This window comes from Undibacterium sp. Dicai25W (assembly GCF_049340505.1).
GTDB classification, from domain to species: domain Bacteria; phylum Pseudomonadota; class Gammaproteobacteria; order Burkholderiales; family Burkholderiaceae_D; genus Undibacterium; species Undibacterium jejuense.
Window position 1 is genome coordinate 152,034 of sequence record NZ_JBMPOQ010000002.1, and the last position, 15,884, is coordinate 167,917.

17 protein-coding genes are annotated in these 15,884 nt (G+C 46.4%); 11 read left to right on the forward strand and 6 right to left on the reverse strand.

Features of this window, described 5'->3' with window-relative positions; genetic code table 11:
- Positions 1-45: 45 nt before the first annotated feature.
- The 3 genes from ACO0KY_RS03715 to ACO0KY_RS03725 all read left to right on the forward strand — a co-directional run bounded on the left by ACO0KY_RS03715 (position 46) and on the right by ACO0KY_RS03725 (position 4,225).
- Positions 46-993 carry a metallophosphoesterase family protein gene (locus tag ACO0KY_RS03715; RefSeq protein ID WP_423044373.1) on the forward strand — a complete coding sequence of 316 codons (948 nt, stop codon included), beginning with the start codon at positions 46-48 and terminating at the stop codon, positions 991-993.
- 377 nt (positions 994-1,370) lie between these two features.
- Entirely contained in the window at positions 1,371-2,933 is a 1,563-nt protein-coding gene (locus ACO0KY_RS03720) for a DUF1800 domain-containing protein (protein WP_423044375.1), read from the forward strand.
- Between the two features lie 50 nt (positions 2,934-2,983).
- Positions 2,984-4,225: a DUF1501 domain-containing protein gene (locus ACO0KY_RS03725; protein ID WP_423044377.1), complete on the forward strand. Its 1,242-nt coding sequence runs from the start codon at positions 2,984-2,986 to the stop codon at positions 4,223-4,225.
- A 7-nt stretch (positions 4,226-4,232) separates the two neighbouring features.
- On the opposite strand, the gene ACO0KY_RS03730 is transcribed toward ACO0KY_RS03725, so the two are convergent.
- Entirely contained in the window at positions 4,233-5,399 is a 1,167-nt protein-coding gene (locus ACO0KY_RS03730) for a GGDEF domain-containing protein (RefSeq protein ID WP_423044379.1), read from the reverse strand.
- 447 nt (positions 5,400-5,846) lie between these two features.
- Here ACO0KY_RS03730 and ACO0KY_RS03735 point away from each other — a divergent pair, with 447 nt between their 5' ends.
- The 3 genes from ACO0KY_RS03735 (at position 5,847) to ACO0KY_RS03745 (ending at position 6,901) form a co-directional block, all read left to right on the forward strand.
- Entirely contained in the window at positions 5,847-6,146 is a 300-nt protein-coding gene (locus ACO0KY_RS03735) for a hypothetical protein (protein WP_423044381.1), read from the forward strand.
- Positions 6,147-6,224: 78 nt separating this feature from the next.
- Positions 6,225-6,443, forward strand: a complete 219-nt coding sequence (locus ACO0KY_RS03740) for a hypothetical protein (RefSeq protein WP_423044383.1) — start codon at positions 6,225-6,227, stop codon at positions 6,441-6,443.
- A 146-nt stretch (positions 6,444-6,589) separates the two neighbouring features.
- A complete protein-coding gene (locus ACO0KY_RS03745; protein ID WP_423044385.1) occupies positions 6,590-6,901 on the forward strand; it encodes a hypothetical protein in 312 nt (103 codons plus the stop codon).
- A gap of 148 nt (positions 6,902-7,049) precedes the next feature.
- Here the strand turns inward: ACO0KY_RS03745 and ACO0KY_RS03750 are convergent, their stop codons facing one another.
- From ACO0KY_RS03750 to ACO0KY_RS03765, 4 genes are all read right to left on the reverse strand, one after another.
- Entirely contained in the window at positions 7,050-8,375 is a 1,326-nt protein-coding gene (locus tag ACO0KY_RS03750; protein ID WP_423044387.1) for a TolC family outer membrane protein, read from the reverse strand.
- Between the two features lie 26 nt (positions 8,376-8,401).
- Positions 8,402-8,725, reverse strand: a complete 324-nt coding sequence (locus ACO0KY_RS03755) for a rhodanese-like domain-containing protein (protein WP_186912602.1) — start codon at positions 8,723-8,725, stop codon at positions 8,402-8,404.
- 25 nt (positions 8,726-8,750) lie between these two features.
- Positions 8,751-9,398, reverse strand: a complete 648-nt coding sequence (locus ACO0KY_RS03760; RefSeq protein ID WP_423044390.1) for a protein-L-isoaspartate O-methyltransferase family protein — start codon at positions 9,396-9,398, stop codon at positions 8,751-8,753.
- A 162-nt stretch (positions 9,399-9,560) separates the two neighbouring features.
- A complete protein-coding gene (locus ACO0KY_RS03765; RefSeq protein WP_423044392.1) occupies positions 9,561-10,205 on the reverse strand; it encodes a TetR/AcrR family transcriptional regulator in 645 nt (214 codons plus the stop codon).
- 321 nt (positions 10,206-10,526) lie between these two features.
- Between ACO0KY_RS03765 and ACO0KY_RS03770 the strand changes: the two genes are divergently transcribed.
- Positions 10,527-10,793: a YkgJ family cysteine cluster protein gene (locus tag ACO0KY_RS03770; protein WP_422994533.1), complete on the forward strand. Its 267-nt coding sequence runs from the start codon at positions 10,527-10,529 to the stop codon at positions 10,791-10,793.
- Between the two features lie 188 nt (positions 10,794-10,981).
- Here ACO0KY_RS03770 and ACO0KY_RS03775 read toward each other — a convergent pair whose 3' ends face one another.
- A complete protein-coding gene (locus ACO0KY_RS03775; RefSeq protein WP_423044676.1) occupies positions 10,982-11,164 on the reverse strand; it encodes a hypothetical protein in 183 nt (60 codons plus the stop codon).
- Here ACO0KY_RS03775 and ACO0KY_RS03780 point away from each other — a divergent pair.
- Genes ACO0KY_RS03780 through ACO0KY_RS03795 form a run of 4 tightly spaced genes read left to right on the forward strand, consistent with a single transcriptional unit; the run spans position 11,088 to position 15,834 of the window.
- Positions 11,088-11,246, forward strand: a complete 159-nt coding sequence (locus ACO0KY_RS03780; protein WP_423044672.1) for a hypothetical protein — start codon at positions 11,088-11,090, stop codon at positions 11,244-11,246. The genes ACO0KY_RS03775 and ACO0KY_RS03780 overlap by 77 nt on opposite strands.
- Positions 11,243-12,289 carry a multidrug transporter subunit MdtN gene (gene mdtN, locus ACO0KY_RS03785; protein WP_186911452.1) on the forward strand — a complete coding sequence of 349 codons (1,047 nt, stop codon included), beginning with the start codon at positions 11,243-11,245 and terminating at the stop codon, positions 12,287-12,289. Before ACO0KY_RS03780 ends, mdtN begins: the two co-directional genes overlap by 4 nt.
- Before the next feature lie 49 nt (positions 12,290-12,338).
- On the forward strand, positions 12,339-14,321 hold the full coding sequence (locus ACO0KY_RS03790) for an FUSC family protein (RefSeq protein WP_423044394.1): 1,983 nt from the start codon (positions 12,339-12,341) through the stop codon (positions 14,319-14,321).
- The gene (locus ACO0KY_RS03795) at positions 14,308-15,834 is read left to right on the forward strand and encodes a TolC family protein (RefSeq protein ID WP_423044396.1); all 1,527 of its coding nucleotides are present in this window, start codon (positions 14,308-14,310) and stop codon (positions 15,832-15,834) included. The genes ACO0KY_RS03790 and ACO0KY_RS03795 overlap by 14 nt, the downstream gene beginning before the upstream one ends.
- Positions 15,835-15,884 lie beyond the last annotated feature (50 nt).

Genomic DNA, 15,884 nt, shown 5'->3' on the forward strand with positions numbered 1-15,884 from the left:
ATTTGTTTGTCACTGGCTTGTTTTGCTACTATTAATAAGAATATTATGCGCACTCATCTCGCTTTACTACTTACTTCCGCCGCTTTGACACTTGTGCCTTTGAGTCAGGCTGCCGATAGCAATGCAGTGAATAGTTCTGCGGCAAAAAGCAGTGCGAAAAAATCGGCGCAAAAAAGTCAGACCTATACCGTCTACGCCGCAGGAGATATTGCTGATTGCAAAAAAAAGCCGGCGCCACAAAGTATGGCGGCGCGTACCGCCGACATCATCGTCAATGCTTTAGATGCAGACAAAAACACCTTTGCCATTACGCTGGGTGACAATACCTATCCGGTCGGCAAGCCTGAAGAGTTCAGCAATTGCTATGATCCTACCTGGGGCCGTTTTAAAGAACGTACCTTGCCATCGCCCGGCAATCATGACTATGCGATGCCAAAAGCCTTAGGCTATTACAATTATTTTGGCGATATCGCCGGACCAGAGCGCCGCGGCTACTACGCAACAAATCTTGGAAATTGGCATATTCTTTCGCTCAACAGCAATGTCAATGCACAGGAGATGCAAAAACAACTAGCGTGGTTGCAAACTGAATTAAGCAATAGTAAGCAAGCTTGTACGCTCGCTTTCTGGCACCATCCAGCCTACAGTTCCGGCGGGCATGGCAATAACGAAAATATGAAAGCTGCCTGGAAAATATTGGCACAAGCGAAAGCTGACATTGTTCTGAGCGGCCACGATCACGACTATGAACGTTTTGCACCAATGAATGAAAACGGTGATAAAGACGAAAAAAATGGTATCCGTAATTTTGTCGTCGGCACCGGTGGGGCAAAATTGACGCCAATGTTCTTACCTAAGAGCACCACTGAAATTCGTGATAATTCAAGCAATGGCGTACTCAAACTCACTTTGCACGATAAGTCATACGAATGGGAATTTATCCCCGTTGCCGGTGAGAGTTTTAACGATAAGGGACAAGGCAGCTGTCATTGATTTAGTTTGCATAAAAAGTCATGTTTCGAAATTAAAAAAATCCCTCCGACTTTCATCGTTCCTGACGATTCGGTGAAAGTCAAAAATAACATCAAAAAACACTAAATAATGTAAGGCGGATGTAAAACTTCTTTTGTATTCGCACTGCTATCTCACGCATGTCAAATCTCCCCGCTCAAGACAGCAAACACTTGCTAACTTAAGGCTTCGTTGCAATTTACTTTTACTTAACGTTACTTGTGATCACCTCGGAAACTAGTCTATATTTAACCAATACGCCCTGCTATTTATTAAGTTGTCACCCCGCGCTTCTCAGCAATCTAAATCAATAGTATCCAAAACAAAATTGCGGTATTTCATCACGAGGCTTGGTAAGAATGAACACGATACAAAAACTCATTCCATCGCTGATGTTAACTCTGCTACTTGGTTCAGTACAGGCGGCGGATGTCAGCACTCCACAAGAAGCTGCTCACGTGCTCAACCGACTTGGTTATGGACCACGTCCAGGGGATATAGAAAGAGTCAGGCAATCAGGTGTAGATCGCTATATCGAACAGCAACTCAATCCCCAATCCCTGATAATTCCGGATACGTTGCAACAAAAGCTAAAAACTTTGCACGTGGCAGACCTGAGTGCCGGTGATGTACTTAATCGCTACCATAATATTTTAAAAAACACACAGGATGAGAGCGAAGAAGCGAAAAAAAATCGTCGCGAAATGATAGGCCTTATTTTTCAAGAAACTGCCGAAGAGCGTGTTTGGCGAGCCATTGAAAGCCCACGTCAGCTGGAAGAAGTCATGGTCGAATTTTGGTTCAACCACTTTAACGTTTTTAACGGCAAAGGCTTAGATCGCGCACTGATCGCGAGCTACGAAAGAGACGCGATCCGACCTTTTGTCTTTGGTAATTTTCGCGATTTACTTGGCGCCACTGCAAAGCATCCGGCAATGTTGTTTTATCTGGATAACTGGCTTTCAACTTCAGCTGATTTTCGACCAAGAACACGACGCGGCAAACCCGAACAGCAAGCAAAAGCGAATGGCTTAAATGAAAATTACGCGCGCGAACTCATGGAGTTACACACACTGGGAGTTGACGGCGGTTATAGTCAGCATGATGTTACTGAACTGGCGCGTATTTTAACCGGTTGGACATTTGACCCGAGGATTGCTGGTGACGGTCATGCCAATTTTATATTCGATCCTGAGCGTCACGACAATGGTATCAAACAATGGCTAGGCAAAACAGTTAGTCCTAACGGCAAATCAGAAGGTGAATTCGCACTCGACGTTCTGGCATTGCATCCGGCGACCGCACACCATATAAGCTACCAACTAGCGCAATTTTTTGTACAAGACCAACCGCCTGAAGCTTTAGTCAAAAGACTAAGTCAACGTTTTCTGGAAACTCGTGGTGATATTCGTCTCGTTCTGAAAACCTTATTTAGTAGTCCGGAATTTCGTGATCCAAAAAACTTTGGCGTCAAATATAAAACACCTTATCAGTTCGTAATTTCGGCAATACGAGCGAGTGATTTAGAGGTGAAAAACGTCAGGCCATTATTAGGAAGTATGTCACAGCTAGGCATGCCTTTATATGGTAGTCAAACTCCTGATGGCTATAAGAATACTGAGCAAGCGTGGCTCAATCCCGATGCGTTAAGCCGCCGCATTAATTTTTCTACCGCACTGGCGACAGGACATCTTCCTTTGAATCAGAGTGTTGATGCAGGTGACAAAATGGGCGCTAAACAAATTGTTAAACAAGCGGATAACAATGACCGTCGTGTGATGATGGATACTTTGAATGTCAATCAATTACTAGGTACTCTTGGGCCGCTCATTTCTGAAAATACCCGCACTTTAATTAATGGCAGCCCTGAAAGTTTGCGTGCCTCATTAGTATTGGGCAGCCCGGATTTTATGCAACATTAGCATGATCGGGTTTTGTATTTTTAAGATATTTTTCTGTTTGAGAGTTTGCCATGAAAAGAAGAAATTTTTTACATTCCCTTAGTCTTGGTTCTGGACTCTTATTGCTATTTGGAAGAAATATCTGGGCAGCGACGACTGCTGGTAATAATGAAAACCAAAAGAAGCTGGTCGTCATTATGCTACGAGGTGCAATCGATGGTCTTAATGTTGTAGCTCCATTTGGGGATCCGAACTATGCAAGTCTCAGACCAACGATCGCGCTAGGACGCCCCGGACAAGAAAATGGCGCACTCAATCTTGATGGATATTTTGGCCTGCATCCAGCACTTGCCGATCTCCACGACTTATGGCAAGAAAAAAAACTCGCGTTTATCCATGCCTGCGGATCACCTGATACAACTCGCTCACACTTTGATGCGCAGGACTACATGGAATCTGCCACACCGGGCAAAAAAGGCACTAGCGATGGTTGGATGAATCGCGTGCTAGCAGGATTACCAGGTAGTACATCGACACCGACTCGCGGAGTCAGTATTGGCGCCGTGATGCCTCGTATTCTGTCGGGTAATACGGTCGCCACCAACATCGCAAGCGGGGCGGCGGGCACTAAAGCTAACGTCCTCGATAAGCCTCAAGTAGGGAACGCATTTGAGAAACTTTATCAAAGCAATCCCAAATACGCAAAAGCCTATGAGGATGCACGTGAAGCACATCAAGAAATGATGGGCGCGTCTATGGAAAACGAACAACAAGTTGCCAACGGCGGCGCACCGTTACCAGCAGGTTTTCCCGATGACACAAATCGCGTTGCAAGTTTGATGCGCAATGATCCTAAAATTCAGATGGTATTTATGGCACTTGGTGGCTGGGACACGCACGCGAATCAAGGCTCGGCCAAAGGTCAGCTTGCTAATCGTCTGGTGCCACTGGGGCAAGGATTAGCAAATCTGGTCAAACGTCTCGATACCCTATTTGACGATACAACAATCATCGTCATGTCGGAATTTGGTCGCACCGCAAAACAGAACGGCAATGGTGGCACCGACCACGGTCACGGCAACGTGATGTGGGTGCTTGGTGGCAAAGTCGCTGGTGGTAAAGTTTATGGCGATTGGCGCGGACTTGGTACGAATCAATTATACGAAGGTAGGGACGTTGCAGTAACGACGGACTTTCGTACCGTTCTCGCGCAAGTTTGTGAAAAGCATTTACATTTATCTGATCAGCGTTTGCAAATCGCTTTCCCTGATATGCCAAAAACGCAAAACAACATCAATTTGTTTATTGCCTGAGAATTGCTTAAGCACATTTCACAAGATTGCGCCCTTGTTCTTTCGCTTGATAACATGCCTTGTCGACGCGCTGAAAAGTATCTGCAGGGGTTTTATCTTTAGTCCAGTCGGCAATACCAGCACCGATACTGGCAGTAAGATAAATTTTTTGCGTAGCAATTTCGCACGGCATTTCAGCTAATACATGGCGTAAATTTTCTGCCATAGAATAGGCTAGTTCGTTGGTCACACCCGGCAAAATGGCGACAAATTCTTCTCCGCCAATACGAGCAACGACATCGCTATCGCGCCGTATTTGTTGACGCAAAATTTGTGCAAAATGTTTGAGGCAGGCATCACCCGCCAGATGTCCATATTGGTCATTCACTTTTTTAAAAAAATCGAGATCAATAATTAACAAACCTAACACATCATTTTTGCGTGCCGCGATCCGCCAGACATGATTCCATGTTGCCTCATAACTTCGGCGATTCGGCAAACCGGTGAGGGCATCAGTCAAAGACAATTGCGCAAGTTCAGCGCGACTTTGTATCAACATCACTTCAGTTTCGATCTGCTTTCGATATTCTTTGGCATTACCATGCAGATTCATCATCAGATAAACAAAATAGATACAGATCGCTATACCGATTGCACGCAAATCTACCGCATAAAATAAATATATAAAAGTTGGTGGTAATACAAACTCAATGATGCATAACCTCGCCTGCTGTGGATGCATGGCAAAAGAGTGGCTAGCGGCTGTGCTAAACGCAATCGTCGTAATCATCGTCACGATCACCGCATTACTGGTATGTAGCTCAATACAAGCAGTTGACGTGGCAATACCACTCCAAATCAAAGCGCCCAGATGAATCAAGTACCATTGTTGCCGGTTCCACCGCACGTATTCCTCGTGATCAGCCCCGGGAGTGGGAGGAATATGATGATAGCGCTGCCACCACAGCAATAAAAAAGCCAGCCCGGGAATCAACATCAGCCAGACACGACCTTGAAAATAATCAGCCAGACCAATAGTTAATCCGCTCGCGATCATATAAAACAACGGACCAATCAACGATATTGTGTACAAATCACTCGTTACCCTGCGATTTTTGTATGCATCAATTTCTTGCGCAAGTCCGTACTGAGCATACTCTGTGGAAACAAGACTTGGGTCACTGATATATTGCATGAGAATAATTTCAAACGATCTGCATGGACAAAATGAGGTCCTTGCAGAGATTTCAAGGTGGCTTAGCAAGCCTAAAATAGAGTGTTTTGATAGTACCAGTTCATCATACACATCTAAAAACAAGAAGATCAAGCGCGTTTAACAAGAAGCTACATTAGTCAGCACTATCCAAGAATATTTAACAAAAAATTTGCAGAAATGAAGTAAAAGACAATATAAAATTAAACAATATCGGCGGGAACCATAGCGGCGGCGCTATCAATAGGAAAGTGGATTTGGAGTTATTTCAATTCTGCTACTCGCTCTTAAGAACCAATCTGTCGACACGCTATCGACCAACATTTGATGCACAGCGAAGATAATTTTGCAAATGTGAAACGGTACTAAGAATAGTCAAACTACAATCGGCAACTCAAATAAAAACTGCGCTGCGACAATCGAAACAATATGAAAATCATTATCCTTTTTCCTACCGAAACTGAAGCCAGTTTATTCCACCGCGAGGACGTCGCCAGCATGATTTCTGGCGTTGGTCTGACTGCTACCGCCTATGCAACGATGAAGGCAATACAACAGCAACCAGACATTTTAATCCTCGCCGGCATTGCTGGTGTCTTTCCCCATTCGACATTTAGTATTGGCGATGTGGTGCTGGTCAACAGTGAGGTAGAAGCTGATTTGGGTTTTTTTACACCCGCTGGTTTTGTACACATGGCAGATCTGCCGATTGATATGGTGTTTGAATGACGTCATACGCTGACTTGTGATCATTTGCCGGAGGACCCACTCTTTCCTTTAGCGACAAGCGTTTCTGTCAATGCTGCCATGGCAGCATTTATTGACACAAGTGCCGCCGATATTGAAAATATGGAAGGAGCTGCTTTTTTTCACGTATGCCAACAAGAGCAACAACGCTTTCTTGAAATCAGAGCGATCTCAAATTGTGTCAATATCGATAATGATGAGTGGGATATGCAGGGTTCCGTGAAAGCACTGACAAAAGCTTTGCATGAATTAATTGATCATTTGCAGCAGTCGATATAAATTGCAAAACAAAACCGTGATTTCATTTTCAGCATATACAACAAGCTTAAAAAACCACCTTATTTAGCCACCTTATTTAGCCACCTTATTTAGCCACATTAATCAAGCACGTTTAACAGCCACCTTTTTCTCTCCAGGAGCCCACCATGCGCATTTTTTCCGCCTTAGAATGTAGCCAACGCTTAATCATTGCCACGGCAACCGCGTGGCTTACCTGGTGCATTCTGGTAGGTATAGACGCACCGTACAATCCAAATGGATTCCTGTTGATGATGTTTTGCTGTTCGGTCGTGATGTTGTTTCTGGCCTGTATTTGGGCGGTTGGGCCGATCACACCCAAAGACATGTGGCTGCCATGGAAGATTGTGGCGCAAAGTGTGATCGCGTTCTTTCCATTTTTCATGATCGTGATTTTAGGTCACTACATCGTTGTCGAAGTGAAAGTTTGGTTGGCTTGAGTTTCTCTTAACATTGACAACTTTCACAGACGAAGTCTGCACCAGGATTTCGTTTTGGATCCAGGGTAGACATAAAAAAACCACTTATGTGCCATTACAAATAAGTGGTTTTTATTTTTATTAGCTGATCTCAGTGACCTTAGTGATCTCAGTGATCTAACAACATATTAATTTGAGCCAGATCATCCTCTTTCAAAATACCCGATGCCGCTTTCAAACGCAGCCCATTCATGATGGTGTCATAGCGTGCTTTTGCCAGCGTCTGACGCGTTGTGTACAACTGCTGTTGCGCATTCAAAACGTCAATGTTAATTCGCACACCGACCTGGTAACCGAGCTTATTAGAATCTAACGCGGATTGGCTTGAAATTTCCGCTGCTTCATACGCCTTCACCTGTGCTAAACCGCTGGTAACACCAACGTAGGCCTGACGTGCGCCAAGAGCAGCAGCGCGACGTGCCGCTTCCAAATCATTACGAGCCTTATCTTCCAATGCAATTGCTTCAGTGACTCTGCTATTGACCGCAAAACCGGAGAAAATTGGGACGCTCCATTGCACACCGATAGAGTTTCCAGTCGAAACCCCGTTCCCATTTAAACCGCCCTGACCGCCTGCAGAATTTCTCGCACGACCAGCGACCAAATCAATAGTTGGGTAGTGTCCGGCACGATTAATTTCTATTGTGCGCTTTGCGATTTCAACTGCAACCTGAGAGGCAACGACATTGAAATTTTGTTGTTCTGCGGAAGAAACCCAATCTTCAATCCGTTCTGGTTTTGGTCCATCTAATTTTATGCCAACCTTGAGCATAGACAAATCACCAGCTTCTTTGCCTATAATTTGTTGCAAGGCCGAGCGCTTGATTTGTAAATCACTTTGACCGGCAAACTCTTGCGCAATGACCAGATCGTAACGCGCTTGTGCTTCATGCGTATCAGTAATTGTCGCAGTACCCACTTCAAAATTACGTTTTGCGGAGGCGAGTTGTTCCGAAATTGCGACTTGCTGCGCATGCAAAGTAATCAAATTATCCTGAGCTGTCAGGACATCGAAATAAGCCTGTGCAACACGAACGATTAAATCTTGCTGCGCCTGGGAAAATTGTGCATCGCTGGCAACGACTGATAATTTACCTTGTTCGTATTGCTGCCAGTTGGCCCAACGAAACAATGGTTGTACCAAATTTAGTTGAACGTTATTTGCATAATTGGTACCAGACCCGCCAACCAAAGGATTATCTGAAGCGTAGTTGCTATTCGTCCGGGTGTCGCTACCAGACAGAGCAACAGTCGGCAGTAGACCAGCACGTCCTTGAGTCGCCTTCTCCAGTCCTGCCACTTGCGACGCCCGCGCACTCGCAAATTGCGCATCATTGGCAAGCGCATCTTTGTAGATTTGCAGTAAGTCTGCTGCATTTGCCTGTGCAGAAAATAAAGCACCTGCAAGCAGGGCCGCAATAACGGGATTACGCATTCAACACTCCGGATAAATAAAATAGATTAATAGGTCGGCATGTCGGTATCGACTTGCAGTGCCCACGCATGCACACCACCGGTCAGGTTAATCATTTGAGTAAAGCCCTGACGTTCCAAAAAATTGGCCACCTGCATACTGCGTCCGCCATGGTGGCAAATACAAACAATCACCGCATCTTCGTCGAGCTCGTTGAAGCGTGCAGGCACGGTTTGCATGGGCATCAATTGCACGCCGTCGATGTGACAAGTTTCATACTCCCAAGGTTCCCTTACATCGAGTAAGACCGGTGGATTTTTACTTTTGTCAGCAAGCCATGTGGCAAGTTCAGTGGCGGTGATGTTTTGCATACGATTTCTATTTTAAGTAAGGAGATTAAAATTTAAATGTCGATGCAGGCTCAACACCAGCCAGTGGTGGTAAAACTGTGTCAAACACACTGCGCTCGGTAAATCCTGAGGCAGTACGTGTTACTAATTGTGCGTGCATCATCGGCAATTGACCAACAACTGCCAACAAACGACCGCCAACATTTAACTGCTTCAGCAGGCTTTCAGGAATCAATTCCAACGCACCTGCAACGACGATCACATCATAGTTGCCAGTATGCTGACCAGAAATACCATCAGCTTGCAATAGCGCGACATTGCGCACACCATCGGCATGCAGATTTTTTTCTGCCAATTCTTTTAATACCGGTGATGTTTCAAGTACCGTCACATGACGCGTCATGTGCGCTAGCAATGCTGCCAGGTAGCCAGACGCAGCGCCGATCAACAACGCAGATTCAGATTTTTTGAGACTCAGTTCTTGCACGATACGCGCTTCGACTTTTGGGTTCATCGCCTTTGAGCCATCAGGCAGTGGCAACTCAGTGTCAAAAAAAGCCAGAGTCTTTTGATCTTCCGGGAAATAATTTTCACGCTTTACAACGATCAACATATCCAAAACGTCCTTGTCCAACACGTTCCATGGACGAATTTGTTGTTCTATCATGTTGAAGCGGGCTTTTTCGATAGTCATTTCTTCACTCGATTGCAAAATTAAGGGAACCCGCATTTTATCAAAGCACATGCCTTGATTGATAATTACCGCGTTTTTTTCATGCAAACCAGGCATCTAATTACGCTCTAGGGTGTCAATTTACAGAATATTACCTAATTAACATCAGTATTTAATGCCAAGCTACGATTTCTTCAGCTTTTTTATCATCAGCCCATGCAAGGCCATTTCGATATAGTGCTCAAGATAGGTTCCCAATTTTTCTTTTTCTACCATACAAACGCCAGAAGAATGTTTCCACATCATCATCATCAACATCGGTGCAATCAGTAATCTGGCATCAATTTCTAAATCTACTTCACGAATTTCACCGCGTTGCATGCCTCGTGCCAGCATAGTTGCCACCAACTTTTCACCGCGATTGACAACTTCTTCTTGATAAAAGCGAGCAAGTTCAGGGAAATTCCCCGCTTCTGCCATCATTAGCTTAGGCAAACCGGACAACTTGGTTGTTCCTATGTTTTGCCACCAATTCGTCATCACCGCGCGGAACAATTCTTCACTATCGCCGCTAAATTCACCGATCATTCCTTCTGCCTCACCAATCAGCGGCACAATGCTTTCGCGAACAACGGCCTTGAACAAATCCTCTTTGCTCGAAAAATATAGATACAGTGTCCCTTTAGACACGCCCGCAGCCTTAGCGACATCATCCAGACGTGTTGCCGCAAACCCGCGCTCAACGAACAAATCCAGAGCAGCAGCGAGCAGTTCCTGTGGGCGTGCTTCTTTGCGACGCTCCCATTTGGGTTTAAATGGACATGACATAATTTAAATAGTCTGATTTACTTTTACTGACTTATTTACTCCGTTTATCCTTTAGAAAACGCAAAACGAAGTAACTTACTTTTGAGTCAGTAATGTAATCCTCTACCAAAACACCGTCAAGCACCCAGTGCTTCGCATCATCGGATAAGCGAGCAGAAATCGCCATCAGAATGCGATGAAATGCTAAATTTAAGGCATCAAATGCAGAAAAAGGCTTGATTTCTATTTAACAGCATCTGCAAGAATCGGACCGAAGACAATATCGTATCAGCGACAAGTCGATTAAAATCTGCTCACTTTAGAAAACCAAACAATCGCTCAATGAAATGTCGTGACCATTGCGGTGCATGTTGCATCGCTCCCTCCATAACAAGCCCCATTCCCGGCATGCCAGACGGCAAACCGGCCGGCGTGCGCTGCATACAACTGAGTGAAGATAATCGCTGCATGATATTTGGAAAGACAGAACGTCCAGCGTTTTGCGCTGGACTGCAAGCATCCGAGGAGATGTGCGGCTCTGATCGCGAACATGCCATTCTCTGGCTCAGCGATTTAGAAAAACTCACCGCGCCTCGTCAAATTGAATAAGGTCATATCCCAGACGCATTGCATTCCATAAAAAAAACCACGCATGGAGGAAAAATTGCCTTTGACACAAGTGTTATCGATAGAATAAAATCGCGCCGCTGACAAAGGTAAAAAACTCTCAGTAGTAGCCCAAGCCTCATCTTTACATAGAAAATTTTTGAAATGCAAAATGTGACAAAATTGAGAGGCTACCCGGGTGGATTAGTGAGCCCGCTGCTGGCGTTGAGCCTAAGCGCATGTGCGCATCCCGCCTCCCCTTCTTTCACCTTATTTGGCACCTTCTTTCCTGCGTGGTTGGTATGTGCCCTCATAGGGATAATGATCGCAATCGTCGCCAGAATTGCGATGATCGCTTTAAAACTCTCGACCATATTGCCATTTCAACTTTTCGTTTGCTCCGCAATCGGATTGATTGGCGCCTTACTCATTTGGATAACATGGTTCGGACAATGAAAACAAACTCCCCCAAAAAAGGCCTGACTGGCAAACTGATTTCATTGACCATCATCGCCATCGCTATCATGTTAGCCATGTATGTCTGGCACCAACGGTCACAGTCCCCCTCTACCGACGATGCTTCAATTGACGCGGATGTCACGCATGTTGCCGCCCCCGTCGGTGGCCGCCTCGCTTCTCTGTCTGTGACCGAGAATCAAGCAGTCCATCCGGGTGATATTTTGTACCAGATCGACCCGGTTCCGTATCGTCTGGCAGTGGCGCAAGCGCAAGCGGATCTGGAGTTGGCTCAAGCCACTTTAGAAACCAAAAAACGCGCACTGGCAGTCCAGCAATCCAGTGCCAAAGTGGCGGCAAAGCAAACCCATCGTAGCAACACCAATCTGGCTTTAGCTAACCGCACTGTCGAACGATTGCGTCCACTGGCAGCAAAAGGTTATGTGCCGCAACAGCAATTGGATCAGGCACAGGTTGCCGAGCGCGACGCAGAAACTTCGTTGCAACAAGCCAAAGAACAAGAATCTGCCGCCGCCCAAGCGATCGACACCACCGCCAGTGCCGAAGCTGCCGTGCATGCACGTGAGGCCGCATTAGCGATTGCGCAACGGGCGTTGGAAGACACCACAGTCCGCGCCAAAACTGCTGGTAGAGTTGTCGGTTTAAGTGCATCACCTGGCGAGATGCTGGCTCCTTTACAAAGTTTGTTCACGCTGATTAATACAGAAGAATGGTTTGCGATTGCGAACTTCAGAGAAATTGACCTGCAACATATCGCCCCCGGAAATTGTGTCACTGTGTATTCCATGATAGATCGCGAACTACCAATCAAAGGCGTAGTTCAGGGTATAGGTTGGGGCGTCATGGATACCGGTCATATCGTCTTGCCGCGCTCAGTCCCTTACGTCGAACGTTCATTGAATTGGGTGAGGGTCGCTCAACGCTTTCCGGTACGGATCAAATTAGAAAATCCCCCTGCACAAGTCACACGTCTCGGCGCTAGTGCCATTGCTGAAGTGAAGCGCGGTGCGGCTTGCAAATGAGCATGGGCTCACTATTTCTCATACGGTTCTTCAATCTGAGCGCTGAACTATGCTGAATTTACACCACCTGCTCAGACCTTTTCCCGGCAGGCTGGAATTCGCCATCAGGGCAGCGCTCATTTGTGTGTTCACAACGTTTGCCGTCGAGTATTATCAAACACCCGAAGCTGCGCTGACGGTTTATCTGGTGTTCTTTTTACTTAAACCTGATCGGGTTGGCAGCATCATACAAAGTATCGCCATACTCGTACTGATTTCACTCGTGATAGGTATCGTGTTTCTGATCACCATGGTGGTCATTGATGAACCGATATTACGCGTCGCTAGTATGGCGCTCATTTCTTTCTTCATGTTGTTCGCCACATCAGCCAGCAAGTTACGCCCCGTTGGTGCCACTCTCGCATTGGTCATTGTGTATTCGCTGGATTTGATTGGCCATGTACAAATCGGTGAGCTGGCGACGCATGCTTTATTGTACGCATGGTTGATTGCAGGTATTCCGGCAGTTATCTGTATTATCGTCAATTTACTCATTGGTCCCGCGCCACGCCGTTTGGCAGAAAAAGCACTCGCCCAACGTTTGATGTTAGCGGCAGCGGTACTGCGCTCTGGTCACGACAAGGCACACGAATTCGAGCAAATTGTCCGCGAAGGAACGGAAGGCGTCAGCAAATATCTGAAATTTGCCAGTCTTGAAAAAACCTCCTCTGCTGAAGACATCGCCCGACTCAATCACCTCACAGTATCAATAACCCCACTACTATTGATCGTTGATTTGATCAGAAAAAATCATCCTGATCTGCTGCCTGACTCGATTAAAGAATATTTTTCGCAAGCACTTAATGACGTTGCTTCAACGATTAATGCAGGAGAATTTCCTGACGAATTTCATGCTGATATCAGACCAGCTAAAACACCACTGTCGCCTTATGGACAGGATATTGTCAAAGAACTGAGTGCTGCATTAAACCATCTGACTAGCTCTGACCATGCTCAGCTCCCAGTAGAAAAATCAAAAGCTCACGCGGCTCCCGTTAAGTCAGGTTTCTTTGTCACCGATGCATTTAGCAATCCGGAACATGTTCGTTATGCACTCAAAACCACTGGCGCTGCCATGGTTTGCTATCTGATTTATTCAGCTTTGAGTTGGCCTGGAATTCATACTTGTCTGATCACCTGCTACGTGGTGGCACTAGGCACCACTGGCGAAACCTTAGAAAAATTGCGGCTTAGGGTTCTCGGTTGTTTGGTCGGTGCGATTGCCGGTTTTTCTGCAATTTTATTTATCATGCCAGACATCAATACAATCAGTAGTCAATTAGTAGTCGTATTTTTTGGTGCACTATTGTCAGCTTGGGTCGCTGGAGGACATGTAAAAATATCGTATGCCGGTTTGCAGATTGCTTTTGCCTTTTTTATGTGTGTGATACAAGGTGATTCACCTTCATTCAACATGGTAAGCATACGTGATCGCGTGATCGGCATTTTGTTTGGCAATCTGGTGGTACATCTGGTGTACACCTATGTATGGCCAACCACCATCGCGGCCCGCGTTGATGCTGCACTCGATGCCATCATCAAGCAAATGGGTGAGCTACGGCTCGACAATACAAGTACTGCGATGGATCGGCAAATGAGTGCAGCAAGAGCCGCGTTGAGCAATATAGAACGCGATCTGGAAGTGTTACGATTTGAACCTGAATCGATACGACCCGCATCCGATTGGATCGATGCAAGACAACAAACCGCGCATCAAATTGCCTTGCTGATGGGCTCTTTGCTCATCAGCATAAAGCGAAATGCTGGCATGCCCGCCCATATCAGCTCGCGATTGCAACGTCTGTCTGAGATGAACACAGCAATAGCAATAGCAATAGTAAGCCCCAATCCAAATGAAAACGTAAGACATGTCATCAATGTCTCTGCATTGACGACTCATGATCTGCTTGAAATACATATGCGTGATCTCGAAATCAGCAATGCGCAGCGATTTGTACAAGATAATAGGATGAAAGAATATGCGTCAGCGTAATGTAGCAATCGGCCTCGCGTTAGCATCGTTTTGTCTGAGCAGCTATGGTACATCTGGAAATGATCTGGCGCCGGAACGACCAGATCGTCCGTGGAACTCTGGTAGTAATAACGATGGACAATTCGTCTCTACAAGCGATCTGCCAGTGCGATCGCTGGACTACACGCTAACGCCGAATAAAGCGCTAGGCGTGTTGCCACTGGCGGCAGAAGTCGATCACGACAAATCGTATTCCTTAGCAGATTTAGTGGATCTCGCTGAATCCAATAATCCATTAACACGCTTTGCCTGGAATGATGCACGGCAGGCCGCGTTGGCGGTTGATCTGGCACGCAGCACGTATCTGCCCAAAATCAATGGTCTGGCTGTCGGCGCATATCGTTCAAGTAGCAGCACAAAAACTGCCTACGGGTTTGATCTCAACAGCAATGATTCTGTGTCCGGTGCAGTCGCTGCACTTTCGCTGGAATGGCTGCTATTCGACTTTGGCAAACGTGATGCAATCGTAGAAACGACCAGACAAGCGTCCATCATTTCTAACATTGCTTTTACTGCTGCACACCAACAACTCATCTACGCCATCACGATGGCGTTTTACGCGCATGCCAGCGCCAGCGAACACGTCAAAACTGCCGCCAAATCACTTGAAAACATCAAGGCAATTCAAGCAGCGGCGGAAGACCGCTATAAGCATGGCATAGGTACCGTCATCGAAGTGGCACAGGCACGGCAAGCCAGTGCCCAGGCGAATCTGATCAAGGTGCAGGCCGACGGTGCCTTAGAAGATGCTTATGTGACGCTACTTTCTGCAATGGGAATCTCACCGTTAACGAAGCTCAACATCGCGGACGTTTCTGGGCGAGAGTTATCACCAGCGATGCTAACGCCGGTAGAAAAAGTATTAACTGATGCACTCGCGCGTCGTCCTGACGTTCTGAGTGCGTATGCGGCGCAACAGGCAAGTCAGGCGAATATCCGGTCTCAGGAAGCAGAATTTAAACCCAAGGTATTCGTTGCCGCCTCACTGGCGCAAAGCTCGGGTGGTGTTAGTGTCACCGCGTTGCCTGGCCTCGGTGCCCAAGCGCCTACCGTTGATCTATCGGGGTCGCGCCGTAGCGGTACGGTGTTTGTTGGCGTTAGTATGCCTTTGTACGATGGTGGGATGCGCAATACGACATTAGCCAAAGCCCGCATTGAGGCAGAAAATGCCGACCTGCGCCTGACCAAAGTACGCGAAGACGCGGTACGCCAGATCATCGTCAATCGCAACGCATTGCACACGAGCATGACCTCCTATATAGCAGCGCAAGCTTTACTGGATGCGACGCAGACGACCTTTGACGCTGCTTTGGCAGCCTATCGCAGTGGGGTTGGCTCTATCACCGAACTGACACTCGCAGAAACACAATTGCTACAGGCTAAAAATACTTTATCCGATAGTTATAACAAGACGCTGGCAACTGCGGCAACGCTTGCTCTGTCCACCGGAAGTTTGGGTGCAGCACCAAAATAAGTTTTTCGTATACTAGCTTCTCAGGATCAGGCTGCCGCGACAAAATAACC

Bases quoted from the DNA above. Each gene is read 5' to 3' on its own strand.
- ACO0KY_RS03745 (WP_423044385.1), top strand. From the start codon at position 6,590: ATGCGCATTTTTTCCGCCTTAGAATGTAGCCAACGCTTAATCATTGCC.
- ACO0KY_RS03795 (WP_423044396.1), top strand. From the start codon at position 14,308: ATGCGTCAGCGTAATGTAGCAATCGGCCTCGCGTTAGCATCGTTTTGT.
- ACO0KY_RS03755 (WP_186912602.1), bottom strand. From the start codon at position 8,725: ATGCAAAACATCACCGCCACTGAACTTGCCACATGGCTTGCTGACAAA.
- ACO0KY_RS03715 (WP_423044373.1), top strand. From the start codon at position 46: ATGCGCACTCATCTCGCTTTACTACTTACTTCCGCCGCTTTGACACTT.
- ACO0KY_RS03750 (WP_423044387.1), bottom strand. From the start codon at position 8,375: ATGCGTAATCCCGTTATTGCGGCCCTGCTTGCAGGTGCTTTATTTTCT.
- ACO0KY_RS03740 (WP_423044383.1), top strand. From the start codon at position 6,225: ATGGCAGCATTTATTGACACAAGTGCCGCCGATATTGAAAATATGGAA.
- ACO0KY_RS03720 (WP_423044375.1), top strand. From the start codon at position 1,371: ATGAACACGATACAAAAACTCATTCCATCGCTGATGTTAACTCTGCTA.
- ACO0KY_RS03765 (WP_423044392.1), bottom strand. From the start codon at position 10,205: ATGTCATGTCCATTTAAACCCAAATGGGAGCGTCGCAAAGAAGCACGC.
- ACO0KY_RS03775 (WP_423044676.1), bottom strand. From the start codon at position 11,164: ATGGTCGAGAGTTTTAAAGCGATCATCGCAATTCTGGCGACGATTGCG.
- ACO0KY_RS03730 (WP_423044379.1), bottom strand. From the start codon at position 5,399: ATGCAATATATCAGTGACCCAAGTCTTGTTTCCACAGAGTATGCTCAG.
- mdtN (WP_186911452.1), top strand. From the start codon at position 11,243: ATGAAAACAAACTCCCCCAAAAAAGGCCTGACTGGCAAACTGATTTCA.
- ACO0KY_RS03770 (WP_422994533.1), top strand. From the start codon at position 10,527: ATGAAATGTCGTGACCATTGCGGTGCATGTTGCATCGCTCCCTCCATA.
- ACO0KY_RS03790 (WP_423044394.1), top strand. From the start codon at position 12,339: ATGCTGAATTTACACCACCTGCTCAGACCTTTTCCCGGCAGGCTGGAA.
- ACO0KY_RS03735 (WP_423044381.1), top strand. From the start codon at position 5,847: ATGAAAATCATTATCCTTTTTCCTACCGAAACTGAAGCCAGTTTATTC.
- ACO0KY_RS03760 (WP_423044390.1), bottom strand. From the start codon at position 9,398: ATGACTATCGAAAAAGCCCGCTTCAACATGATAGAACAACAAATTCGT.
- ACO0KY_RS03725 (WP_423044377.1), top strand. From the start codon at position 2,984: ATGAAAAGAAGAAATTTTTTACATTCCCTTAGTCTTGGTTCTGGACTC.